Source organism: Prevotella sp. tc2-28 (assembly GCF_900107705.1).
Classification (GTDB): Bacteria; Bacteroidota; Bacteroidia; order Bacteroidales; family Bacteroidaceae; genus Prevotella.
Window position 1 is genome coordinate 25,880 of the sequence record NZ_FNRE01000019.1, and the last position, 24,196, is coordinate 50,075.

Sequence of the window (24,196 nt, forward strand, 5' to 3'; positions counted from 1 at the left end):
CAAAACTTTTAGCCCAAATATTTCATGAGAATGCGAGCATTACCGGAGTCGCGCAATTTTGCAATACTCTTTTCGCGAATCTGACGTACACGCTCACGGGTAAGACCCAGCTGGTCGCCGATCTCTTCAAGTCCCTTCTCGTGGCAACCAATGCCGAAACACTCACGGATGATGGTTATCTCGCGCTCTTTCAACACTTTCTGAAGTACGGTGTTTAGTTCCTGAGCCATTGATTCGTGGTCTACCTGACGGTCTGTACGAGAATCGTCGCCAGAAGCCATAACGTCAAGCATGCAGTTGTCTTCGCCATCCTGGAAAGGGGCGTCAATGCTTACGTGGTGGCCATCTGCCATCATTGACTGCGCAATCTTCTCTTCGTCCATATTTGTGGCATCACTCAATTCAGATACGGAGGGGTGACGTTGGTTTTCCTGCTCGAAACGGTTAATCTCGTGACTGATCTTATTCAAACTGCCTACCTGATTGAGTGGAAGACGAACGATACGGCTCTGCTCGGCAATAGCCTGTAAGATAGACTGGCGAATCCACCATACTGCGTAGGAAATAAACTTAAAGCCACGTGTCTCATCGAATTTCTGTGCGGCCTTAATCAGGCCAATGTTACCCTCGTCAATCAAGTCGGTCAGCGTCAATCCCTGATGCTGATACTGCTTGGCAACGGATACTACGAAACGCAGGTTTGCTGTAACCAGTTTGTCCTTGGCTCGCTCGCCTTCTGGTCCGCCTTTGCGTATCTTCTGTGCAAGTTCGATTTCTTCATCGATACTAATCAGCGGTGCACGACCGATTTCCACTAGATATTTATCCAGTGCCTCACTTGAGCGATTCGTAATACTCTTTTGAATCTTTAATTGTCTCATCTTAAAAACCTTCTCTAATAACCTTAACTACTTGACAATCAATTGTATAATATATAATACTTTTAAAAGCGGTGCAAAGTTACAAAAAAAATCCATTCGTTGTTCTCCTGACACCGAATATTTTACTTAAAAAAGTTTAATTTCTTTTCTGCTTGCTGTTATGTTGATGCTGCTTTTTGCCTCCATGACCTTTTCCGCCTCTTTTCCTTCCGCCTCTTCCGCGACTGTTTTTCCGGGGGGCAGTAGGCTTGTATTCAGGGCCTTCACCCAATCCTTCTGGGAGTGCATTCTTGGGGATGTCTCGCTCAAGGAATCGCTCAATGTCGGCAAAGTAGCGGATGTCCTGGTCTGATACAAATGTGATAGCAATACCATCGCGCTGGGCGCGGGCTGTACGTCCAATGCGATGGACGTAGTCTTCTGCGTCACGCGGTACATCATAGTTGATTACCATTAAGATATCGTCAATGTCTATTCCGCGGGCTACGATGTCTGTTGCCACTAGCACGTCAACTTGTCCTGACTTGAATCGGTACATCACGTCATCGCGCTCAGCTTGTGAAAGGTCGGAATGCATAGGGGCACAGTTGATATGCATATGCTGAAGTTCTCGGGTGATATCCTTCACTTTGTCTTTTTTTCCTGAGAATATTATCACGCGCTGCAATTCACCTGCTTTGAACAGGTGACGGATGATTCCTTGCTTCTGGGGCTCATAACAGATATATGCTGACTGTTGAATCTTCTCTGCTGGTTTAGATACGGCAATCTTTACCTCTACAGGATTAGTTAATAATGTACGCGCGAGATGCTGTATCTTTGTTGGCATTGTAGCCGAGAACATGATTGTCTGGTGATTTTGGGGTAACAGCTTGGCTATTTGCAGAATGTCATCTGAGAATCCCATGTCAAGCATACGGTCTGCTTCGTCAAGAACAAAAAAGGAGAGGCGTGAAAGATCTAGGTGCCCCATGCGGATGTGTGATAAAAGACGTCCGGGAGTGGCAATCACCACGTCTGCTCCCATTTTCAGTCCTTTCATCTCCTGATCGAAACGGTTTCCGTCGTTACCACCGTAAACGGCAACACTTGATATGCCGTCTAGATAGTAGCCGAATCCCTGCATGGCTTGATCAATTTGCTGGGCCAGTTCGCGTGTAGGTGACATGATAATACAGTTTACTGCATCTTTCGGAAAGCCACCGTCATCCAGCATGCTTAGGATCGGTAGTAGGTATGCTGCAGTCTTACCTGTTCCTGTTTGCGCAACTCCAATAAGGTCACGATTATCCAGTATTTCCGGTATGCATCGTTCTTGTATAGGCGTCATTTCCTCGAAATGCATGTCATATAGCGCGTCGAGGATATTGTCGTTCAAATAAGTCTCTTCAAATGTCATAATCAGTTCGGGGCTTGTCTATAACAGAAATAGGCGATGAATGAATATAGAATATTGGGAATCCATGCAGCAAGCATGGGTGGCGTATCTGCATTAATGGCAAAGGTTGCACTAACCGTTTGCAATAGAATATAAGTGAAGGATAGTGCTAAGCCGATGCCAAGATACATACCCATTCCGCCTTTACGCTTTCTAGATGACAATGATACGCCAATAATTGTCAGGATGAACGAGGCAAACGACGAGGCTATACGTTTGTGATATTCCACTTCATATTGGACGACGTTGCTTGAACCACGTTGCTGTTGCTTGGAAATGTAACGAAGCAATTCTGGGGAGGTAAATGTCTCTTGCTGACCTTTTGAGAAGACAAGGTCCATCGGTTCCATCTGGATGAGCGTGTCGATTTCTGAACCGCTGGTAATCTGTTCACGCATTCCTTTCAAAGTACGAATCTTGTAGTTGCGGGCTTTCCAGTGATAGCGGGCATCTGAGATGGTGTCATATTGAATGACGTTGGCATTCATTTGTGATACCATCTTCTTATTCTCAAACTTGTACAGGGCAAAGCCATATCCCGTTTTTCGGATGTCATCATACTGTGAGATATATGCTACCACTCCTTTGTCAACCATCAACTGGATGTTTGATGCCGACGTATTCTTCTTGTTGTTCTTGTAAAGCGACTCGAAGTCATGTCGTACTACGGTTCCTTTTGGGATAATGTATGAACCCAAGTAGAAGTTGAGCAGGGCAATAAAAGCAGCAGAAATGAGGTATGGACGCAGTAGTCGCTTAAAGCTCATGCCGCATGCCAGCATGGAAATGATTTCCGAATTGCCTGCCAGTTTTGACGTGAAGAAGATGACTGCAATGAAAACGAACAAAGGAGAGAAGAGGTTGGCAAAATAAGGTACGAAATTGGTGTAGTAGTCGAATACAATCGCTCGCAATGGAGCGTGGTTATTCGTAAACTTAGCCAGGTTCTCGTTGACATCAAAGACGATGGAAATAGAGATAATCAGAATGATGGAATAGAAATAGGTACCAATGAACTTGTTGATGATATACCAGTCCATTCGCTTGATGAAGCGGAATGGGTTGATTTTCTTTAACCATACCAGTTTCCTCCATGGAATTCGGTTCCACAGATTCCTAGCCATGGAAATCATGTTTCTGATTGTCTTTCTCATCTTCTTCGTCCTAAGTCATCAATCACAGAGCGCTTCCATTGAGTGAAGTCACCTTGTTCTATATGCATACGGGCATCTGTTACCAGGCGTAGGTAGAATGCCAGGTTGTGGATGCTGGCTATTTGCATGGCTAATAGTTCTTGGGCTTTGAACAGGTGATGCAGGTAAGCCTTGGTATGGATGCGGTCAATGTCGCAACCGTCAGAATCGATGGGAGAGAAATCGTCTGCCCATTTCTGGTTGCGCATGTTCATGGTACCTTGATAAGTAAATAACATGGCATTACGTCCATTGCGAGTAGGCATCACACAGTCGAACATGTCAACGCCACGTTCAATACCTTCAAGGATGTTTTGTGGTGTACCAACCCCCATTAGGTAGCGTGGCTTGTCCTTGGGTAGAATCTCATTGACTACCTCAATCATCTCATACATTACTTCTGTAGGCTCACCCACAGCCAAACCGCCGATAGCATTGCCGTCGGCACCTTTGTCTGCAACATGCTTGGCGGCCTCTTGGCGCAAGTCTTTATAGGTACAGCCCTGAACAATAGGAAAAAGACTTTGCTTATAGCCATAGAGAGGCTCTGTCTCGTTGAACCGTTTGATGCAGCGGTCGAGCCATCGCTGTGTAAGTCCTAATGATTTTTTCGCATATTGATAGTCGCTCTGACCAGGAGGACATTCGTCAAGGGCCATCATGATGTCGGCACCGATGATACGTTCGGTATCCATGACATTTTCTGGGGTGAAGATATGCTTAGACCCATCGATATGTGAGCGGAACTCACAGCCCTCTTCGCGTAATTTGCGGATTCCAGTCAGCGAGAATACTTGAAAACCGCCAGAGTCCGTCAGAATGGGACGCTCCCAGGTATTAAACTGATGAAGTCCACCAGCCTTGCGGAGGATTTCCAATCCTGGACGTAGATACAGGTGATAAGTGTTTCCTAAGATAATTTGAGCTTTCACTTGCTCGCGCAGTTCAGAGAAATGAACACCTTTCACCGTGCCGCAAGTTCCCACAGGCATGAAGATGGGAGTCTTTATCTGTCCGTGGTCAGTCGTAATAAGCCCTGAACGTGCATCGGAGGCATTATCTGTATGTTGTATTTCAAAGGTCATTTCTTTTCGTCGTTATTATCAGGGATTTCAAACTTCAAAGGGTTGTCAACGACCTCATCTGTCAGTGCAAAATTCCATACGTCCTGTACGTTTTCTACATAATGGAACGTAACCCCTTTAAGGTAAATAGCAGGAATCTCGTCGATGTCTTTCTGATTCTCTTGACACATGACGATGTCAGTGATCCCGGCACGCTTGGCTGCTAATATCTTTTCCTTGATACCACCAACAGGCAGGACTTTTCCTCGTAGGGTTATCTCACCTGTCATAGCGGTGTTCTTGCGAACTTTACGCTGTGTCAATGCGGATGCTATTGAAGTTGCTATCGTGATACCTGCCGATGGACCGTCCTTGGGAGTTGCTCCTTCTGGGACGTGGATGTGGATATTCCAATTGTCGAAGATGCGGTAGTCGATGCCCAGCAAGTCTACGTGAGCCTTAACATATTCTAGGGCGATAACGGCCGACTCCTTCATCACGTCTCCCAAGTTTCCTGTCAGTGTTAGTTTCGCACCTTTGCCTTTTGATAGAGAGGTCTCGATGAATAAGATCTCACCGCCAACACTTGTCCATGCCAAACCGGTAACAACGCCAGCATAGGAATTCCCTTGATAGATGTCACGATAGAAAGGAGGCTTGCCTAACAAGTCTTCTATCTCAGGGGGAGTGATTTTCTCATAGGGTAACTCACCTGTCTCAGCTTTCTTAAACGCCATTTTGCGAAGCGCTTTGTTGATCTGCTTTTCTAATTGACGGACACCACTTTCGCGGGTGTACTGTTCGATAATCTTTTCAATGGCAGGCTTCGTGAAAGTCAGTTTCTTGTCATTAAGACCAGTGTTCTCCTTTTCTTTGGGAATCAGATGACGCTTGGCAATCTCGTATTTCTCCTCCGTGATGTAGCCGCTTACCTCGATAATCTCCATACGATCCAATAGTGGACGAGGAATCGTACTCAGATTGTTTGCAGTGGCGATGAACATCACTTTGGACAGGTCGTAGTCAACATCTAGGTAATTATCGTGGAAAGCACCGTTCTGTTCTGGGTCCAGTACTTCTAGCAGTGCCGAGGCAGGGTCTCCGTTATGTGTGTTCTGTGTTACCTTGTCAATTTCATCCAGTATGAAGACGGGATTGCTTGAACCTGCTTTCTGGATGTTCTTAATGATTCGACCAGGCATGGCACCAATGTAAGTGCGACGATGACCGCGAATCTCGGCTTCGTCATGGAGTCCGCCTAAGGATACACGGACGTACCTGCGTTTCAATGCGTCGGCAATAGATTTTCCTAACGATGTCTTACCAACTCCCGGAGGACCGTAGAGGCAAAGAATAGGGGATTTTAGGTCACCGCGGAGCGACAGTACGGCGATATATTCCAAGATGCGTTCTTTTACTTTTTCCATGCCATAATGGTCACGGTCAAGAATCTTCTGAGCACGTCTTAAGTCCATATCGTCATTGGTGTATTCACCCCAAGGAAGTCCAACAAGTGTCTGAAGATAGTTTAGCTGTACGTTGAAATCGGGCGACTGTGGATTCAGCTGATCTAACTTGTCAACCTCTTTATAGAAAAACTTGCCAATGTCCTCTGGCCATTTCTTGTTCTTGGCCTTCTCCAGTAGTTCTTTTTTCTCCGGTGAGCTTTCATTTCCCATCTCAGCCTGCAAGTTTTTAATTTGCTGCTGAAGGAAATAATTACGCTGCTGTTCGTCAATATCGTCGCGCGTTTTGTTGCGTATATCTAATTTTAGCGTCTGCAAGTTGATTTCGCGGTTTACGATGCGCATTACGTTAAATAGACGCTCCTTGATAGAATCAAGTGTTAATAATGCCATCTTTTCTTTCACCGAGAAGGGCAAATTAGAACAGATGAAGTTCAGAGCCATGATGTTGTTGCTTACATTTTTGATGGCAAAAGCAGCCTCTTCTGGAATCTCATCGCTCATCTTGATATATTCCGATGTCTGATTGCGAAGATCTTCCATACCTGTTTGGAACTCTACGTCACGGTGTCCAGGCTCGTCTTCGGGGGCTGGCTCGGTATGTCCAATCAGATACGGTTTGTATTTTAGTAATTCCATCAAGTGCAGACGGCCTAATCCCTGAATGATAGCTGTGATGTTACCATTTGGCAATGTTAGAATTTTCAAGACTTTCGCATATACGCCCATATCGTATAAGTCTGCTCTTATAGGCTGTTCTACCTCCGGGTCGCGTTGTGCAACGACACCAATCAGTCCGTTACTCTTTTCTGCCTTACGAATCAGCGACATGCTCGATTCGCGTCCTATCAGGATGGGTGATACAACACCAGGAAACAATACCAGGTTGCGTACAGCCAAGATGGGCAACGTGTCTGGCATTTCCATACTCGTCAGGTCGCTGTAATCGCCTTCAACATCGGCAATCATTGAGAACGACCTGTTCTTATTATCCATATACATTGTTATTTTCTCTTCCATAATGAGATGCAAAGGTACGATATTTTTTTGATATAACGCGCATGTTATAAGATATTTTAATATCTTGCATGAAAATATTTGGGCAATTCAAATTTTCTTTTTATCTTTGCGGTCAGATAATTTATCTTCAATCAATAAGTAAAATGAACAAGAACGAAAGATTTGTCATCACTGTGAATCGTGAGTTGGGTAGTGGCGGACGTACCGTCAGTGAGAAGTTGGCTGCAAAGTTGGGTGTTCCCTTTTATGATAAGGCTCTTATTGAGGGATTGCGCGAGAAATATCATCTGAACACTACCGAGATAGAACGTTTGAAAGGGCAACAGCACAATTGGTGGGCGGATTTCAAACGTGTCATTGGTATTGGTGGCGAATTACTTAATCCGAAATATTACACAGTTGAACAGGGTGAAGAACCAAAACTGTTGACTTCTGACGACTTGTTTAACAGTGAACAGGAAATCTTGAAAGGCATCGCTGAGGAAGGCTCTTGTGTCATTGCTGGTCGTCTGGCTTTCTATGTGTTCCGCGATCATCCTAATCATTTTAACGTGTTAATCCAGGCTCCGGAGAAATTTCGTAGGGAACGTTTAATCAAGAAAGGCCGTAGTGAGGCAGAGGTAGATCGCTTGATATGTGAGGTTGACAAGATGCGTGCTAACTATGTGGACTATTATACCTCGACAACACGTTACGATGCTCGTAACTATGACCTGGTTATCACGATGGATGGTAGGTCTGAAGATGAGATAGCAGACTTCATTCTAAAATTCATCTAGGTGAACGGAACAGAGGGTCATGTTTAAGTTCAGACATTTCTCGATACAGCAGGATTTATGTGCCATGAAGGTTGGTACAGATGGCGTACTACTGGGGGCTTGGGCTAACGGTGGCGATGTTATTCTAGATGTCGGAACCGGTACGGGATTAATTGCATTAATGATGGCTCAGCGTTTCCCCAAAAGTCAGTTGACGGCTCTCGATATAGATGAGGGAGCCGTCAAACAGGCTTTGCAGAATGTGATAAATGCCGGTTGCCAACAGCGTGTCGCGGTGTTGCAAGAGCAAGTCCAGCAGCATCAGGGATTGTATGATTCTGTGGTAAGCAATCCTCCTTATTTCGTTGATTCTTTGAAAGCTCCCAATGCTCAGCGCAATATGGCTCGTCATGTCGATACTCTTCCGTATGCAGAATTGATGCAGGCAGCATGGCGCCTGTTGAAAAGTGACGGAGAACTGAGTCTAGTTGTGCCTTTCGATTATCGTAAGCGCATGGAGGATGAGGCTACGTTTGTAGGTTTTTTCCCTAGCCGCGTCTGTGCGGTAAAGACGGTGGAAAACAAACCTGCACGAAGATTTTTGCTTGCATTCCGAAAGCATCCTTGCCCGGTGGAGCGTAAAGAAATGACCATCGGAGACGATTGCTATCGTCAGTTGACCAAAGATTTTTATTTATAGAATCCCATTTGTTTGAATTCTTCGTATTGAACCTGATATCCGTTAAATACGTTGATGTCAACAGGGCCATTTATTCCCTCAACTCTTCCATCGGCAGACAGTTGCCAATAGACGAGCTTTACGTCAGGTCGATATTGTCCGTAGCGGGCTATCCATACATTATATTTTTGCTTGATGTCCGACGCATTGGCCATGTGCTGCTTAATAAAGTTCTGGCTGACGTATAGAATCGGTCGCATTCCAGTGCGGCGCTCTACGATACTCATAAATGTGCGAATGCGTTCCATGAGGACATCGTCGCCACCGATTTTCTTGATTTGTCCGTCGGTTGGTTCTACGTCCATAACAGGAGGGAAGTCTCCTTTACGGAAAAGCGTATGATTAACGAAATAATTAGCTTGTGCTGTGGCCGACGACTTCAGTGAGAAGAAATGATAGGCACCCACCCGGATACCCTGCTTCTTGGCATTTATGTAGTCGCTCAGGAAATAGCGATTACGAATGGTCGTTCCCTCTGTCGACTTGATGTATACGAAGGATACAGGGAATGTCTGTCCTCCGGCATTGTGGCGTGTTCCTAATGATGTTATACGTACTTTATGCCAGTCAATAGCATAGCGCTTTCTGCCTTTCTCGTGCTGATGCCGCGAAACATCGATTCCATAGATGCGCTCTGCAGTGTATTTCATGCGCTCACCTAAGAAACGACCGGCTTTCCATTCTCCGACTTGTATAGAATGGCTGGGCGATGAATGAAAACCGAAGCCGTGAGGCTTGTTGTCAGACCAGAATCCTTCGTGGTATTCCCCGTTGTTAGCTTCATAGGTTCCTTGCCCTCTTGCTTGTAACAGCGTGTCCATTTGACCTCTATAGATACCTTTGGAGTCTATGCGGATGGCGGAAACGACAGTGTCAGCTTTAAAGAAGGCGGAAACGACGCGTCCCTGCAAGTCGCAAACTATAGCTTTGCCTGTTAGCGGAGAAAGGTAGAAATGTCCTGCTCGCCAATAGCCATAAGGCAATTTTACAGCTATGTATGGTCGTTTTTTTGCTGGAATATGCACCGTTTTGCTTTTGACTCGCTGCTGAGCAGAGTCTTCATATACTTTTGACAGATAGGATACCTTGTCCAAGAGATAAGTCCGGTAGCGGGCAACCTGGTTATATCCCTCGTCCGTTACGTTATGCACCTTGAAATAATAGTTCATTTCGTTTAGCTGCTCCTTTGCCTGACGGATGAGTTGAAGGGTAGAGTCAGGCGACAGGGGTCGTGTGTAACGTATCTCTACCTTGTCTGGGATACAAGGATGCGTCGACGGACGATAGGGCGTCAACGGACAAAGTGGGTTTATAAGAACGGCGAAAGCCAACACTAAGATGTTGGCGATGGTAGCCGTGCTGGGTGTCTTTTTCATGAGGCATTCTCCTTTTCCTCTTCTTCCATCCAAGCGTCTATCAGATGGCGGGCGATGCTGAGTTTTTCAGGGATGTGGGGTAGGTGGTCTTTGTCAAACCAGGCTCCTTTTGATAGCTCGGTACGTTGCAGATGAATCTTTCCGCTGTCGTAGTCTGCAGTGAATCCGACCATCAGTCCGCAAGGATATGGCCACGGCTGTGAACCGAAATAGCGTAGGTTGGTGATGTGAAGCCCTGTTTCTTCCATGACCTCGCGGTACACTGCTTCTTCCAAGGTCTCACCAGTTTCCACGAAACCGGCAACTAGTCCATAGTGGTCGTCACGGAAATTATTGGCGTGAACCAGCAGTATCTCGTGCTCCTTGCGTATGAGCACGATAATGGCTGTGGCCAGTTGGGGCCATATCTCCTTGCCGCATTGTTCGCATTTCTTTGAGATGGCTGTGTCGAAGCGCATGAGCCCACCGCAGACACCGCAGTATTTGGTGTTCTGGTTCCAGTATAGTAGTTCATGGCACTTGCCGGCTTTCAGATAGTCTTCTTGTGTCAGTTTATAGTAGCTTTGCCGCAGGGGACACATCTCGTAGTGCTCTGAGGTCGCTAATGGTTGGTCAATGCGATAGGCTTTTGCCCCATCGATATCCATGACACTCGTCCAGGGTTTGATTTCCACTGGTGGTTCTGTAGGTATCCGATAGGTGTTGCCTTCTTTTGCAAGTACCAGGTCGCTCTGGCAAAAAACATAGTATTTCATGTTTTTATCTGAGGCTATTTGTTGTGTTGGGGGAAAAGGTATTGACGGTCTCTTTCGATGGCTGGCTTTGTCCATGATTCAGGTATGAAGCGCCAGTTGTTCAGTGCTTTTGCCTTTACTTTGCCATCGTGGATAATCTTTTGTGTTAAATAGTAACGCTGGTCATGTTCGCTCATCCATTCAATGCGGTCTGGAATGGAATCCATGGGAATGCCTGCTCCTCGTGTCAGGAGTTCGCCTCCACCGTTGCCCCGGTAGCTGTTCATGGCAACGCGGTACCATGCGGACTCGTCAAAGGGTCGCCCGTCAGTAAAACGCAGGATGTTTACTTTCTGTCCGTCAGGCTTGGTGACATCCACTTCGTAGTCGATGCCGGCAGCAGAGTCGAAATTGAAGGTCAGGAACTTAAAGCCCATTCGTTGCTTGTCATTCCATGTGCGGTCGGTGAGCAACATGATGTGGTCCTCAGGACTTTTCATGGTGTTTACCCACTGGTCGTAGCTCATTTCCAGGAGTTGACGTATTTCCCGTCCTGTCATCCGCAATACGTAAATCTGGTTCTCAAAGCGGTATAGCTTAAACATATCACTCATATATACCGGACCAGCCTTGATTTCGGTGTCAAATACCAGTGGTGCATTTAGTGACACGTCGGCATGCGTCTCTTCTAACTGCAACTGGTGAATGTAATCCGTAAATGGTGCAGAGCCAAAGAAGGCATCGCGCGACCGGATGGGTGTCAAGAATGTGCCAATTTGTCGCTCTACATATTGCTTGATGCTGTCTGTCTGTGGCTGGAAGTGGTTTACGAAGTCCTGGTCGATGGTTTCTTTCGTCATGTCAGGCAGTTGTCCTTGCTTCTTCGAAACGGTCCACCTGCCATCCTTTTGGGTACATTCTAGGGTGGCTTCTGCTACCTTCATCGCGTTGCATGACGGGTCAAGGCAGAGCACACCGTTAGGCAGTTGGACATTACGCTCAGTATGGTCGTGTCCGAAGAAGATGACGTCGAATCCATCCACCTGCTCGGCAACCTTCTTGGTGGCGTCTTCGTCGTAGTGCATCGTGGCGATACCGCCATCCCATCCGCTATGAAACAAGCCGACGATAATATCGGCCTTCTCAGATTCTTTCAAATGCTTTACCCATTTCTTGGCGCAAGAGATCATTTCTTCGAAGCGTAATCCGCTCCAAAGGCTTTGGTGCAGCCAGTTGGGAATAGCCGGTGTAAGCATACCGAGAATGGCCACCTTGACACCCTCGCGCTCAATTATTAGGTAGGGTTTGACATAGGGCTTTCCCGACTGGACGTCAATTATGTTGGCTCCAAGAGTGGGGCAGTTCAGTTCGCGAATCCATTTGTCGTAGACGGCATGTCCTGTCTCTACATCGTGATTTCCAAATGTCTGTGCATCATACTTTAGGTAGTTGATAACCTCTGCCGCTACGTTGGGCAGGTCTGTCTTAACATAATTCGTATAATAGCATGTTGGCTGTCCCTGTAGTATATCTCCGTTCTCCAGCAGTATGAGGTTCTTTCCGTATTGTTGACGTTGTCTTTTCAAATAAGTGCTAACGCGAGCCATAGTGCCCTGCATGGGTGTGCGCTCTATGAAGTCGTAGGGGAAGAAAGCCCCGTGTACGTCGCTGGTTTCTACCAGTTGTAGGGTGACGGTCTTGTATTTCTTGGCCATTGTCATGGTTGTCATGCACAAAAGTGCGAAAAAGATGGTCGTTGTTTTTTTCATAGGCGCAAAGGTAATGAAAAAAAGTGAGTCGTGCAAATTGTTGGTATGATTTTTGCTGGAAAAGTAATAGAAGATAAAAATTAGGAGGATTAGATATGGCATTTATTGATTATTACAAGATTCTAGGCGTCGACAAGACGATAGCGCAGAAGGATGTTAAGCGTGCCTATTTGAAGCGCGCCAAGCAGTTCCATCCCGACTTGCATCCTGATGACCCGAAGGCCAAGGCCAAGTTCCAGGCTCTGACGGAAGCCTATGATGTGATAGGTGATCCGGAGAAGCGTGCCAAGTATGATAAATACGGGGAACAATGGAAACAGGCTGAGGCTTATGAGCGTTCTGGTGCAGGTGGGTTCGGAGGCTTTGGCGGTGGCGGTGGCGCTGGCGACTTTGGCGGCTTTGACTTTTCTCAGTTTACGGGGGGTGGTAACTTCTCGTCGTTCTTCCAAGACTTGTTTGGTGGCGGCGGTGGAAGTCCGTTCCGCTCGCAACCGCATGACACGGAAGCCAATATTACCATAGATATGTATACGGCCCTCTTGGGTGGCGATGTGGTGGTGACTACTGGAACAGGAGGACGGTTGAAGTTGAAGGTAAAGCCTGAAACGCAACCTGGCACGAAGGTACGACTGCGTGGCAAGGGTAGGGAAGGACGAGACCTGATTTTGACTTATCAAGTGAAGCTCCCCACCAGGTTGTCTGAACATCAGCGCCAGTTGTTACGAGAAATGCGGCAGGGCTAAAACCTACCGCATTTTATGAATTCCTCGGCCCGACGCAGGTCCTCAGGGGTATCTATACCTACTGTTTCTACATCTGTCAGTCCCACGCGAATGCGGTAGCCGTTTTCCAGCCATCGCAACTGTTCCAGACTTTCTGCCATCTCCAACGGAGACTGTGGCAGCTGGGTTATCTGGCGTAGGACGTCACGTCGGTAAGCATAGAGTCCGAGGTGTTTCAAGAAGGGGAAATGTTGTAGCCATTCAGCCTGTTCCTTGCCACGAATATATGGGATGACAGAGCGGCTGAAATAGAGAGCGAAGCCGTTCTTGTCCGTCACGATTTTGGGTGAGTTGGGGTTGGTTGCAGCTTCGATACTTTCAAATTTCTTTCCCAGTGTACCTATTTGAGTCTCAGAGTTTTCAAACAGACTCTTTAAAGTTTCTATTTGCGACTTCTGAATGAACGGTTCGTCGCCTTGGATGTTGATGATGACATCTGCCTGCGTGCCTATTTTTTCAGCAGCCTCTTCGATGCGGTCCGTACCGCTTTTGTGGTCCTGACGAGTCATGACAACTCGTCCACCAAACTCCTCAACGGCCTTGAAGATGCGCTCGTCGTCGGTGGCGACATAAGCCTCCTCCAGGACAGCGGCAGCCTGTTCGTAAACTCGCTGGATGACGGTGCGTCCTCCCAGCATGGCTAATGGCTTGCCCGGGAAGCGTGTAGAGGCATAGCGGGCAGGTATGATTCCTATAAATTTCATTTGTATATTTCTTTAATGTGCTGCAAAGTTAGTGAATATTTTTTAAAACACTTGGTTGTCTCGTATTTTTTTTCTACCTTTGTCAAGTTAAAAATCAAAACGAAGTAATGAAGATTCGAAATATACTCCTAAATATATTAATAGGTACGGCATTAACCGCCTCTGCTCAAAAGATAACACTTGGCTCGTGTGTGACCAAGGATGGAGGAGAATACAAGGGCGAGATGCAGTCCGGAAAGCCCCAGGGAAAAGGTAAGACAACGTGGAAAAACGGCAACGTTTATGAAGGCGAGTACGAGAAAGGCAAGCGCCAAGGCTATGGTGTCTATACCTTTACCGATGGTGAGAAGTATGAGGGACAGTGGTTCCAGGATCAGCAGCACGGACAGGGAACCTATTATTTTTCCAATAATAATAAATATGTAGGATTGTGGTATCGTGACTATCAGCAAGGTCATGGTGTCATGTACTATTATAATGGCGATGTCTACACCGGCGAATGGAAGCAGGACAAGCGCCATGGTGTCGGTCGCTATGCTTTTAAGGGAGGCGCCTGGTATGAAGGCGACTGGGCAAATGACCAGAAGAACGGCAAAGGTACCTACGACTGGGCTGATGGCTCGTCCTATGAAGGGCAGTGGAAAGATAATCTCCGTTTCGGCAAGGGCACGTTCCGTTATGCCTCTGGCGATGTGTATATTGGTCAGTGGGCTCGTGATGTGCAGAACGGTAAGGGCATCTATAAGTTCCAGAATGGCGATGTCTACGAAGGCGATTATGTGGATGGCGAACGAACCGGACAGGGCTTGTTCCGCTATGCCAATGGTGACAAGTACACCGGTCAGTTCTACAAGGGCGACAAGCAAGGCCAGGGCATGCTGGTCTGGAAGAATGGCAATACCTATCAAGGTGAGTGGAAACAAGACAAGCCCAATGGGCGTGGCAAGCTGACCATGAAGAATGGCGATGTCTTTGAAGGACAGTTCCTTAATGGACAGATACATGGCGAGGGCATTGCCCGCTATGCTGACGGTTCCAAGTTTAAAGGACATTTCAAACATGGCAAGCGTCATGGACCAGCCATAGAAGAGGACAAAGATGGTAACCGTTTCGAGGGAAGCTATGAAGAAGACCGACGAGATGGCCGCTTCATAGAGAAAGACCGTAACGGCAAGATTACTGCAGAAGGCACCTACAGCCGAGGACGCAGGACATTAGACAGGAACTAATAATGGTATCAATATTTAAAACAACAAAAGCATTATGATTATCGACAAACTTGAAAATCTGAAGATGTATGAGTCGGTGAACCCCTTGTTCGCCAAAGTAGTTGAGTTTCTGCAGCAGAACGATTTGAATGCGTTGGAGGCAGGAAAACATGAGATTGTCGGAAAGGACCTTTTCGTGAATATCCAGATGGCGAAGGGAAAGACCCCCGATGAGGCCGTCATTGAGACGCACGACAAGATGATTGACATCCAGATTCCCCTTACCGCTGCTGAGACCTTCGGCTACACCCAACGTGACCAGTTGCCTAAGGCTGAGTACAACGCCGAGAAGGACATCACCAAGATTCCCAATCTGGCAGCCGACAGCTATGTTACTTGTCAGCCAGGCATGATGGCTATCTTCTTCCCGCAAGACGGACATGCTCCTTGCATTGCCGGTGTTCCCGAACTGAAAAAAGCAATATTTAAGGTAAAAGCGTAAATCCTATGGCAACGACAAAGAAGACTACGGCAGCAACGAAGAAGACTGCCACCCAGAAGGCTCCGGCAAAGAAAGCCCCTGCTAAGAAGGCTACCGCCAAGAAGACTGTTAAGAAAGTAGAGGAACCCCAGCATATCGGACTGGTTCGCAACGACTCTTGGCTGGAACCCTTTGAGGGAGCCATCCGCGGTCGTCATGACCATGCGCTATGGAAGATAGGTCAGCTCACCCGCAACGGCAAATCTACATTGTCGCAGTTTGCCTCGGGCCATTTGTATTTCGGACTCCATAAGCTGGCTAAGGGATGGGTGTTCCGTGAGTGGGCGCCTAATGCCACCGAAATCTATCTGATTGGTGATTTCAACAACTGGCAGGAGAACGAGAAATACAAATGCAAGCGCATTGAGGGAACCGGAAACTGGGAACTGAAACTCTCGGAAAAAGCCCTGAAGCACGGCCAGCTCTATAAGATGAAGGTCAAGTGGAACGGTGGCGAGGGAGAACGCATCCCTGCCTGGTGCCGTCGTGTGGTACAGGACGACCAGACCAAGATATTCTCGGCACAGGTATGGAATCCCGAGAAGCCCTATGTCTGGAAGAAGAAGACCTTCAAGCCCAATAAAGCTCCCCTGTTGATCTATGAGTGCCATGTTGGTATGGGTCAGGATGCCGAGAAGGTAGGTACCTACAAGGAGTTTACCGAGAACGTTCTCCCCCGTGTCAAGAATGACGGCTATAATGCCATTCAGGTGATGGCCATCCAGGAGCATCCCTACTACGGATCTTTCGGCTATCATGTCAGCTCGTTCTTTGCCCCGTCTAGCCGTTTCGGAACACCTGAAGACCTGAAGGAGATGATTGACACGGCTCATAAGATGGGCATAGCCGTTATCATGGATATCGTACATTCCCATGCTGTGAAGAACGAGGTCGAGGGCTTGGGCAATCTATGTGGCGACCCCAACCAGTTCTTCTATCCGGGTGATCGTCACGAACATCCCGCCTGGGATTCCCTTTGCTTCGACTACGGCAAGGATGACGTGCTCCACTTCCTGCTCTCTAACTGTAAGTACTGGCTGGAGGAGTTCCATTTCGACGGTTTCCGCTTCGATGGTGTCACCTCGATGCTTTATTATAGTCACGGACTGGGCGAGGCTTTCGGTGGCTATGGCGATTACTTCAACGGTCATGAGGACGATAATGCCATCTGCTATCTCACGCTGGCCAACTGCCTGATTCACGAGGTCAACCCACAGGCCATCACCATTGCCGAGGAGGTTAGTGGTATGCCCGGACTGGCTGCTAAGTTCGAGGATGGAGGCTATGGCTTCGACTATCGCATGGCCATGAACATTCCCGACTATTGGATCAAGACTATCAAGGAGGTGCGCGACGAGGATATCAACGTTTGTAGTATCTTCTGGGAGGTCAAGAACCGCCGTCCTGACGAGAAGACCATCTCTTATTGCGAGAGTCACGACCAGGCATTGGTAGGCGACAAGACCATTATCTTCCGCCTCATTGATGCCGATATGTATTGGCACTTTGCCAAGAAGGATGTCAACGATATCGCCCAGCGAGGCATTGCCCTCCACAAGATGATTCGTCTGGTGACCGCCGGCGCTATCAATGGCGGTTATCTGAACTTCATGGGTAATGAGTTCGGACATCCCGAGTGGATTGACTTCCCGCGCGAAGGCAATGGTTGGTCGTACAAATATGCACGCCGCCAGTGGAACCTGGTAGACAATAAAGACCTTTGCTATCATTGGCTGGGTGATTTCGACCGTAAGATGTTGGAGGTCATCAAGTCGCAGAAGAACTTCCAGGCAACCCCCGTTCAGGAGATCTGGCACGACGATGGCGACCAGGTGCTCTGTTATAAGCGAGGCGACCTCGTCTTCGTCTTCAATTTCTCACCCACGCGCAGCTACACCGACTATGGATTCCTGGTTCCGACGGGTTCCTACGAGGTGGTACTGAACACGGATGCCAAAGAGTTTGGTGGCAATGGTTTCGCTGACGACACCGTTACTCATGTCACCAACTACGATCCCCTCTATGTACAGGACCGCAAGGAGTGGCTTAAACTCTACATTCCAGCCCGTTCTGCTGTTGTTCTGAGAAAGATATGATAGTAAATTTCCGCCGTTTGTGGCATTATTCTCTTGCAGTGGCTATGCTGATGTTCCTCATCGGCATAGCCATTGATTCTACTGATGTGACAACTTACACCCGTCAGGTTAGAGACTGTATGGCAGAGGGCGACTATGCCGGAGCACTCCGGATTGGTGAGCGCTCAGACAAAACCGATCGCCAACTGATGATGCTTCGCATGGAGGCACTCCGTCATGAGCATCTGATGGGCGAACGCTTGTTCGGCTATCCCATAGTGGGAGAGGGGAAACCGCTGGTCGGCAAGGGAGGCGACTACGAGCTTTGTGCCTATCTGATAGACCGTGACCTGAACCGTTTTGCAGTCACGCTTCCCAAGTACTATACCGTGAGCCAGCTGTTGCCACGCCACTATCGCGAAGCCCTAGTGCTCTACAACCACCTGCGAGCCAACCCCGTTGTCGTCTATCATGATAATGTGATGGACACGGATTTCAAGGACTTGCAGAAACTGCGACGCACTTTTGCTGACAAGAAAGCAGCCCAAGTGGCTATTTCGCGTAATTATGGTGGCACTTATTGGTATTATTACTACTATTTGAATAATTTTTCGGCAAATAAGTGACATTTTACAATTAAAATGTGTAATTTTGCACCATAAAAGATAAGAATTCTTAATTACTATATGGTACATAATATCTTCAAGGGTTTAGGTATTGCGCTGATAACCCCCTTTCAGGAAGACGGGTCGGTGGACTATAAGGCATTGATCCGTTTGGTGGAATATCAGCTCGACAATGGTGCTGATTTCTTCTGTATTCTCGCCACAACGGGTGAGACACCTACATTGACAATAGAAGAGAAATCAAAAATCAAGAACTTAATCGTTGATTTGGTAGGTGGTCGCGTGCCCATCCTGTTAGGATGCGGAGGCAACAATACGGCTGCTGTGGTTCAGGAGTTACAGACAGGCGACTTCAAGGGCATCGACGGTGTGCTGAGTGTATGTCCTTATTACAACAAGCCGTCGCAGGAGGGACTCTATCAGCACTTCAAGGCTATTGCTGCGGCTACCAAACTGCCCGTCGTGCTTTATAACGTTCCCGGTCGTACTGGTGTCAACCTGAAAGCCGAGACCACGGTGCGCCTGGCTCGCGACTGCCAGAATATCGTAGCCATCAAGGAAGCCTCAGGCAACTTGGAGCAGGTTGACGAGATTATCAAGAACAAGCCTCAGTCGTTCGACGTCATCTCTGGCGACGATGCGCTGACCTTCCCGATGGTTTCTTGCGGAGCCGTGGGTGTCATCAGCGTCATAGGCAATGCACTGCCCCGTGAGTTCTCCAAGATGATACGCCTGCAGATGAAAGGCGAGTACGATGGTGCCCGTAAGATTCACCACCGCTTCACCGACCTCTTCTCGCTGCTTTTCGTCGACGGCAACCCCGCAGGTGTGAAGGCCATGCTCCACGAGATGGGATATATCGAGAACGTGCTGCGACTCCCCTTGGTACCTATGCGTATCAAAAACATGCAGCGCATGAGCGAGATACTGAAAGAACTAAAGATATAGTCTGAGCGATGGAAGATGTCAGGGTTATTCATGAGATTACGCCATTGATGGGACGCGACTCCCTCTATATTGCCGACCGCAAGAAGAAGGAGTTCACTTATCCCATTCATAATCATGAGGTGTTCGAACTCAATTTCGTGGAGCATGCTGCTGGTGTGCGCCGCATTGTGGGTGACTCTAACGAGGTGATAGGTGACTATGACCTGGTGCTTATCACCAGTCCCGACCTGGAACACGTCTGGGAGCAGAATACCTGCACTAGCGAGGATATCCGGGAGGTCACCATCCAGTTTCATGTCGACCTGAGCGAAGAAGGATTCCTCATGCGAACCCCTTTCCATTCATTGCGGAAGATGATGCTCGAAGCCCGCAAGGGACTCAGTTTCCCGTTGGACGATATCATGCGCGTCTATCCGCAGATTGACTCGCTCAGCTCCGTCAAGGATGGCTTCTATGCAGTCATGCAATTCTATTCTATACTTTACGAACTGTCCAAGAGCACCAAGGCCCGCACGCTGGCCACATCCAGTTTTGCGAAGGTTGAGGTGGAGAGCGACTCACGCCGTGTGTTGAAAGTCAAGAACTATATTGCCAAGAACTACCGTGACGAGATACGCCTCTCCACGCTAGCCGACATTGCAGGCATGAGTCCTTCGGCATTCAGCCGTTTCTTCAAGCTGCATACAGGCCGCAACCTCAGCGAGTACATTATCGAGATGCGACTGGGCTATGCCAGCCGACTGCTAGTCGATACCTCGAAAGGCATTGCCGAGATATGCTACGACTGCGGATTCAACAACCTGAGCAACTTCAATCGCATCTTCCGCAAGAAGAAGAATTGCTCGCCGTCCGAGTTCCGCGACAACTACCACAAGACACGCATTGTCGTGTAATCATAATGACATGATGAGAAAACAACTGAAATTCAAGAACCAAGTAGCCGAGTTGCAACACGTCAACTTGTTCGTCGAGGAAATTTGCGACGAACTGGGACTCGACATGGAACTCCAGATGAACCTGAACCTGGCCTTGGAGGAAGTCGTCAGCAATGTCATTTTCTATGCCTATCCCGAGGGGACAACAGCCGACATCGAACTCCTTGCCGAATACGACGGCAAAGTGCTCACCCTCGTGCTCAGCGACCAAGGGAAACACTTTGACCCCACGGCAAAAGAAGACCCCGATCCTGATGTCCATCCCGCAGACCGCGAACTGGGAGGCATGGGCATCTATATCGTCAAGAACATCATGAACGAAGTGACCTACCAGCGTCTCGAGGGCAGAAACCTCCTGACCATGAAGAAGGAAATTACAGAAACCAGACAATTATAAAATATACTATTATGACACAGATTATCAAAGAAGATGGCAAGACCATCATTAAGACAGGTGCACGCATCGACACCATGAATGCCACACAGTTCGAACAGGACATCCAGCCGGCTTTGGCCGATGGCGGTGTGGAAATCGTCATGGACTGCTCAGACCTTACCTATATGGCCAGCTCAGGCTTGCGTGTCATCCAGAAAACCATGCGCACCGTGATGCAGCACAAAGGCGAATTCAAAATGATCAACGTGAACCCCGAAATCTACAAGGTGCTCGCCATGACAGGCTTCACCAAGTTCATGAAGGTAGAAAAGAAAAACGACTAAAAAATCTTACCCATTATGGTTTATGCATTTATCATCGTACTCGTTATAGCCATCGGATTGGCCATCGGACTCTACTTCCAGATGAAAACCAGCCACGCACAGGCCGACGAGCAAGTACAGTTACTCTGTGACTACCAGCGTCGTGTGGATGAACAACAGAAACTGCTGGATGACTATCGTGCCCTCGAGAAAAACTTCCACAGTGTAGGCGAAGGCTACGAGCAAGCCCTGCTGACATTCGAACAGATGGAGGCCGAACTGAAGACCACCAAGGCAGCCAACGAGGCCTTGCAGCAGCGCTGTCAACAATTGGAAGCCCAGCTTGCCGCCAAAGAGTAATAGTGGATAATTACACAAAACAACAAACAGCAGGCTCTCGATTTGGGAACCTGCCGTTTTTGTTCTTTATGTCGGCAGTTGTTTTATAACTGTCATTTGTCATCTGTCATCATTGTCATCACTTGATCTTCTTGTATTTGCCGCCTGGCAGGTCTTCAAGGAAACCACGTGTCTTCCACTGTGAGAGCGTGTTCTTAATCTTTTTCTCGTCATTGCCCTTGCCCTCGGCGGTATATACGCGCACCACTTCTTCAAAGGCAAACACACCCTGCTCGTCGGTGTTAATCTTATCCAAAAGGCTTTGCGGGCCACGTGTGACCAGTTTGACACTCTCGGTAGCCTCGCGGATATCATCAGCAAAGAGCTTGTATTTGAGGTACAAGTCCATTTGCATCGACCAGCGGCAATAGTATTCTATCTCGGGTTCCCAGACCATTCCGTTGGCAGCATAGATGAGACAGGCGCGGCGGAAGGCAGCCACCAGACTGCGGTGTGAGAGCGTATCAAGCACACGGTCCTGGGTCTTCGACGTAAACTCGTCAATCTCCTTTTTTAATTTCTCGGCCATCTTCTGAGCCTGTTTGCACACGATGGTACCAGTGGCTTTTTTCAGGTTCTCAATGAAGGGACGTATCGACTCGTCATACTTCTTGTCGTGGCTGCCAAAGACGGGTATGGGAGCACCTATCTCCACGGTTGGGATACCGCCTAAGACGAGACGCGAGATTGGGCCTTCGCCGTGGATATAGCGGAAGTATTTTTTCAACTTGGGCTCTGTCGTATCTGCTACATAGTTCAGTCGCAGACAACCGTCGGCATTGACCGATTGTGCACCTACGCGGTCCTGTCCGAAGTCGTTATCCTCATCGTCCACGAGCTTCATCAGCGAGAACGAGTTCGACCTGCCTTTCTGTCCTTCCAGCTTATCCCAGTCTTCCAACTCGTTCAGCTTCAGGAAGAGGAAGCCATTCTGCGCATCCTCCATAGCCTGCCCCAGTCTTGGGCGCGTGATGTCGGGGAACAACCAGCGAATATCCAGATCGTCGGGGCGCTTGGGTTTCTCCTCGTCCTGACGCGTGCGGTTATACTTGTCGTTATACTCCTTCAGACGGCGGCGGTCACGTTTCGAGGTCTCCTTCACCTCTGCCAGAATGTGCTTGATGGGTAGCGTGATACACTCCTTACCGCCACCTTCCTTGGCCACCAGCAGACAATTCATGCGGAGCTCACGGGTACGGCCGTCGATATAGACGAAGCTCAAGCCGCGCGGATAGATGGAGTAAGCCACAGGGATGGTCTGTGCCACGGTACCCTTCAGCAGGTCGGGAGTCTGCGAGATGCTCGTCTCAACCAACTTGGGCAACTGTGAGGGCAACGGCGGCAGCTGTTCGCTGGCAAACACCTCGTCCCATGACAGCGGCGTGAATTTCTTAACCTGCTTCTTCGTAGAAGCCTTCTTCTCAATGGCCTTTTTGGCCTTCTTGGTTTCTTTTGTCATATTCCTAATAATTAAAGTGATTTTTACGATATTGCTTTGTAATAGCGCTGATGTCCACTCCGGCCTGTCGGGCCATGTGATAGAACGTGGCTATCGAGGTGCGCCCGTCGGTCTGACGCAGACACTGCTGCCACTTGCGTTCACAGTCCGCCTGACGATACTTCGTGCTGTGGGCACACAACTGATGGTACAGGTCGCGTCCGGCGCTGCCAAGACCATTGGCAAGGGCAAAGCCCAGACGCACATAGTCATCATACGACTCGGCGATGTTGGCATTACGGACTATCAGTTCACGGGTGACCGCCGTAGCCAGCGCCAGCTCCTCCGATGGGGAGAGAGGCTGGCTGACTGTAGGTTGCTGACAGGCTGAGGGCGTTGCGCCCTGGGCGTCGGTTGGCTGTTCCAGCCAAGCCAGAGGGTCGAATGCTAATGCTTCCATCTTTCTTACTGTCATTTGTCAACTGTCAACACCGGATTCACATACACCTCAGGGTCGTAGCAAAGGAAACAGGCGCGAGACTCGTTTCTGACCGACGGGTCAGCCTGCTTGGGGCTAAGGCCGTAGAGAGACATCAAGTAGTTCCTGACCGCGTCGAACCATTGGCGGTGGTTACACCTCGTGAGGTCAATCTCGATGAACCACTTCAGTCCGTCGCCCGAGGGAGAGCGGAATGCCATCAGCGTCTTGAAATGAGGGTCGGCTATCAGCTTCTGCTTCAGTCCGTCCACATCCTCAACGTGGTCAAGGTCCATACAGAGCACACTCGAATGCCTCACCAGCGAAGCATCAGAACAATAAGAGAACACACCCGCAGGCGTCACATAAGGGAAATTAGAGCCCTTGTACTGGCGGGCAGCCTCATGGTCAGTAATGGTTCTCAGAAGCATTGTCTGAGGTTCCAGTTCCTTGCTCTTGACGATGGCAGCCACCTCTATCAGACCCAGCGTGGTCAACGGCACCTTGTTCGTAATTGGTCCGTTGAAATACGACATTTCATACATCTTGTCCATAGCCTTACAGTTTAACGTTGTTAATCAGTTCCATAGCCTCACGCAACATGGTTTCCTTCACGTCCAACCCCTCACGCTTAAATATCTTCAGCGTCAGCTGGTAGGCTCCATCCCTAGTGGCAGAGATACGGCCGTGAGCAGCCTTGAGCAGCAGCGTCGAGTTGGCTCTTATGCGCGGCTTGTTAGGTACATAGTCGAACGTCGCATTGCGCATCAGCTGCAACTGCCCGTTGGTCTTACTGCCCTGCTCCAGAACGGGGTTGAACTCATCGTCCGGCAGGAACTGAATGTTACTTACTCTGTTGTTCTCGTCTGTGGTGACAACAGCAACACCGTTGATAGATAATGTCTCCATAATCTTTTTTGTTTTT

At 48.4% G+C, this 24,196-nt stretch carries 24 protein-coding genes and 1 pseudogene; 12 read left to right on the forward strand and 13 right to left on the reverse strand.

The features are described from left to right. Positions 1 to 8: 8 nt before the first annotated feature. The 5 genes from BLU47_RS13455 to lon all read right to left on the reverse strand — a co-directional run bounded on the left by BLU47_RS13455 (position 9) and on the right by lon (position 7,038). Positions 9 to 881 carry a sigma-70 family RNA polymerase sigma factor gene (locus BLU47_RS13455; protein WP_091963927.1) on the reverse strand — a complete coding sequence of 291 codons (873 nt, stop codon included), beginning with the start codon at positions 879 to 881 and terminating at the stop codon, positions 9 to 11. Positions 882 to 1,017: 136 nt separating this feature from the next. After that, on the reverse strand, positions 1,018 to 2,280 hold the full coding sequence (locus BLU47_RS13460) for a DEAD/DEAH box helicase (protein ID WP_091963930.1): 1,263 nt from the start codon (positions 2,278 to 2,280) through the stop codon (positions 1,018 to 1,020). A gap of 2 nt (positions 2,281 to 2,282) precedes the next feature. Next, positions 2,283 to 3,443, reverse strand: a complete 1,161-nt coding sequence (locus BLU47_RS13465) for an LptF/LptG family permease (protein WP_255402222.1) — start codon at positions 3,441 to 3,443, stop codon at positions 2,283 to 2,285. A 26-nt stretch (positions 3,444 to 3,469) separates the two neighbouring features. Then, positions 3,470 to 4,597, reverse strand: a complete 1,128-nt coding sequence (gene tgt / locus BLU47_RS13470) for a tRNA guanosine(34) transglycosylase Tgt (RefSeq protein WP_091963936.1) — start codon at positions 4,595 to 4,597, stop codon at positions 3,470 to 3,472. Further along, the gene (gene lon, locus BLU47_RS13475; protein ID WP_091963996.1) at positions 4,594 to 7,038 is read right to left on the reverse strand and encodes an endopeptidase La; all 2,445 of its coding nucleotides are present in this window, start codon (positions 7,036 to 7,038) and stop codon (positions 4,594 to 4,596) included. Before lon ends, tgt begins: the two co-directional genes overlap by 4 nt. A 167-nt stretch (positions 7,039 to 7,205) precedes the next feature. Between lon and BLU47_RS13480 the strand changes: the two genes are divergently transcribed. Next, entirely contained in the window at positions 7,206 to 7,841 is a 636-nt protein-coding gene (locus tag BLU47_RS13480) for a cytidylate kinase-like family protein (RefSeq protein ID WP_176780596.1), read from the forward strand. 19 nt (positions 7,842 to 7,860) lie between these two features. Next, positions 7,861 to 8,520, forward strand: a complete 660-nt coding sequence (locus tag BLU47_RS13485) for a tRNA1(Val) (adenine(37)-N6)-methyltransferase (RefSeq protein ID WP_091963940.1) — start codon at positions 7,861 to 7,863, stop codon at positions 8,518 to 8,520. Here BLU47_RS13485 and BLU47_RS13490 read toward each other — a convergent pair. From BLU47_RS13490 to BLU47_RS13500, 3 genes are read right to left on the reverse strand one after another with little or no spacing between them, the layout of a single operon-like run. After that, the gene (locus BLU47_RS13490) at positions 8,511 to 9,935 is read right to left on the reverse strand and encodes a GH25 family lysozyme (RefSeq protein ID WP_091963943.1); all 1,425 of its coding nucleotides are present in this window, start codon (positions 9,933 to 9,935) and stop codon (positions 8,511 to 8,513) included. The two genes, BLU47_RS13485 and BLU47_RS13490, sit on opposite strands and share 10 nt — an antisense overlap. Further along, entirely contained in the window at positions 9,932 to 10,690 is a 759-nt protein-coding gene (nudC, locus tag BLU47_RS13495; protein ID WP_091963946.1) for an NAD(+) diphosphatase, read from the reverse strand. Before nudC ends, BLU47_RS13490 begins: the two co-directional genes overlap by 4 nt. Before the next feature lie 14 nt (positions 10,691 to 10,704). Further along, entirely contained in the window at positions 10,705 to 12,438 is a 1,734-nt protein-coding gene (locus tag BLU47_RS13500; protein WP_091963948.1) for a bifunctional metallophosphatase/5'-nucleotidase, read from the reverse strand. Between the two features lie 95 nt (positions 12,439 to 12,533). Between BLU47_RS13500 and BLU47_RS13505 the strand changes: the two genes are divergently transcribed. Next, entirely contained in the window at positions 12,534 to 13,181 is a 648-nt protein-coding gene (locus BLU47_RS13505) for a DnaJ domain-containing protein (RefSeq protein WP_091963952.1), read from the forward strand. Here the strand turns inward: BLU47_RS13505 and kdsB are convergent. After that, a complete protein-coding gene (kdsB, locus tag BLU47_RS13510; RefSeq protein WP_091963955.1) occupies positions 13,178 to 13,924 on the reverse strand; it encodes a 3-deoxy-manno-octulosonate cytidylyltransferase in 747 nt (248 codons plus the stop codon). The two genes, BLU47_RS13505 and kdsB, sit on opposite strands and share 4 nt — an antisense overlap. Before the next feature lie 107 nt (positions 13,925 to 14,031). Between kdsB and BLU47_RS13515 the strand changes: the two genes are divergently transcribed. Genes BLU47_RS13515 through BLU47_RS13555 form a run of 9 tightly spaced genes read left to right on the forward strand, consistent with a single transcriptional unit; the run spans position 14,032 to position 21,316 of the window. Beyond that, entirely contained in the window at positions 14,032 to 15,153 is a 1,122-nt protein-coding gene (locus BLU47_RS13515) for an MORN repeat-containing protein (RefSeq protein WP_091963958.1), read from the forward strand. Between the two features lie 34 nt (positions 15,154 to 15,187). Further along, positions 15,188 to 15,634 carry a NanQ anomerase/TabA/YiaL family protein gene (locus BLU47_RS13520; protein WP_091963961.1) on the forward strand — a complete coding sequence of 149 codons (447 nt, stop codon included), beginning with the start codon at positions 15,188 to 15,190 and terminating at the stop codon, positions 15,632 to 15,634. A 5-nt stretch (positions 15,635 to 15,639) separates the two neighbouring features. Continuing rightward, entirely contained in the window at positions 15,640 to 17,769 is a 2,130-nt protein-coding gene (locus BLU47_RS13525; RefSeq protein WP_176780597.1) for an alpha amylase C-terminal domain-containing protein, read from the forward strand. Further along, entirely contained in the window at positions 17,766 to 18,374 is a 609-nt protein-coding gene (locus tag BLU47_RS13530; protein ID WP_143025581.1) for a DUF6057 family protein, read from the forward strand. Before BLU47_RS13525 ends, BLU47_RS13530 begins: the two co-directional genes overlap by 4 nt. Before the next feature lie 60 nt (positions 18,375 to 18,434). After that, complete coding sequence (gene dapA, locus BLU47_RS13535) at positions 18,435 to 19,322, forward strand: 4-hydroxy-tetrahydrodipicolinate synthase (protein WP_091963967.1); 888 nt, start codon at positions 18,435 to 18,437, stop codon at positions 19,320 to 19,322. A gap of 8 nt (positions 19,323 to 19,330) precedes the next feature. Then, positions 19,331 to 20,215, forward strand: a complete 885-nt coding sequence (locus BLU47_RS13540; protein ID WP_091963971.1) for an AraC family transcriptional regulator — start codon at positions 19,331 to 19,333, stop codon at positions 20,213 to 20,215. 10 nt (positions 20,216 to 20,225) lie between these two features. Then, complete coding sequence (locus tag BLU47_RS13545) at positions 20,226 to 20,654, forward strand: ATP-binding protein (RefSeq protein ID WP_255402221.1); 429 nt, start codon at positions 20,226 to 20,228, stop codon at positions 20,652 to 20,654. An 11-nt stretch (positions 20,655 to 20,665) separates the two neighbouring features. After that, a complete protein-coding gene (locus BLU47_RS13550; RefSeq protein ID WP_091963975.1) occupies positions 20,666 to 20,977 on the forward strand; it encodes an STAS domain-containing protein in 312 nt (103 codons plus the stop codon). Between the two features lie 15 nt (positions 20,978 to 20,992). Beyond that, complete coding sequence (locus BLU47_RS13555; protein ID WP_091963978.1) at positions 20,993 to 21,316, forward strand: hypothetical protein; 324 nt, start codon at positions 20,993 to 20,995, stop codon at positions 21,314 to 21,316. 118 nt (positions 21,317 to 21,434) lie between these two features. Here BLU47_RS13555 and BLU47_RS13560 read toward each other — a convergent pair whose 3' ends face one another. From BLU47_RS13560 to BLU47_RS13575, 4 genes and pseudogenes are all read right to left on the reverse strand, one after another. Then, positions 21,435 to 22,814, reverse strand: a complete 1,380-nt coding sequence (locus tag BLU47_RS13560) for a hypothetical protein (RefSeq protein ID WP_091963983.1) — start codon at positions 22,812 to 22,814, stop codon at positions 21,435 to 21,437. Positions 22,815 to 22,818: 4 nt separating this feature from the next. Further along, positions 22,819 to 23,268: a PriCT-2 domain-containing protein gene (locus BLU47_RS13565; RefSeq protein WP_091963986.1), complete on the reverse strand. Its 450-nt coding sequence runs from the start codon at positions 23,266 to 23,268 to the stop codon at positions 22,819 to 22,821. Further along, positions 23,265 to 23,825: a BT4734/BF3469 family protein gene (locus tag BLU47_RS13570; protein ID WP_091963988.1), complete on the reverse strand. Its 561-nt coding sequence runs from the start codon at positions 23,823 to 23,825 to the stop codon at positions 23,265 to 23,267. Before BLU47_RS13570 ends, BLU47_RS13565 begins: the two co-directional genes overlap by 4 nt. Before the next feature lie 4 nt (positions 23,826 to 23,829). After that, positions 23,830 to 24,196, reverse strand: a pseudogene (locus BLU47_RS13575) (hypothetical protein); the annotation flags it as partial.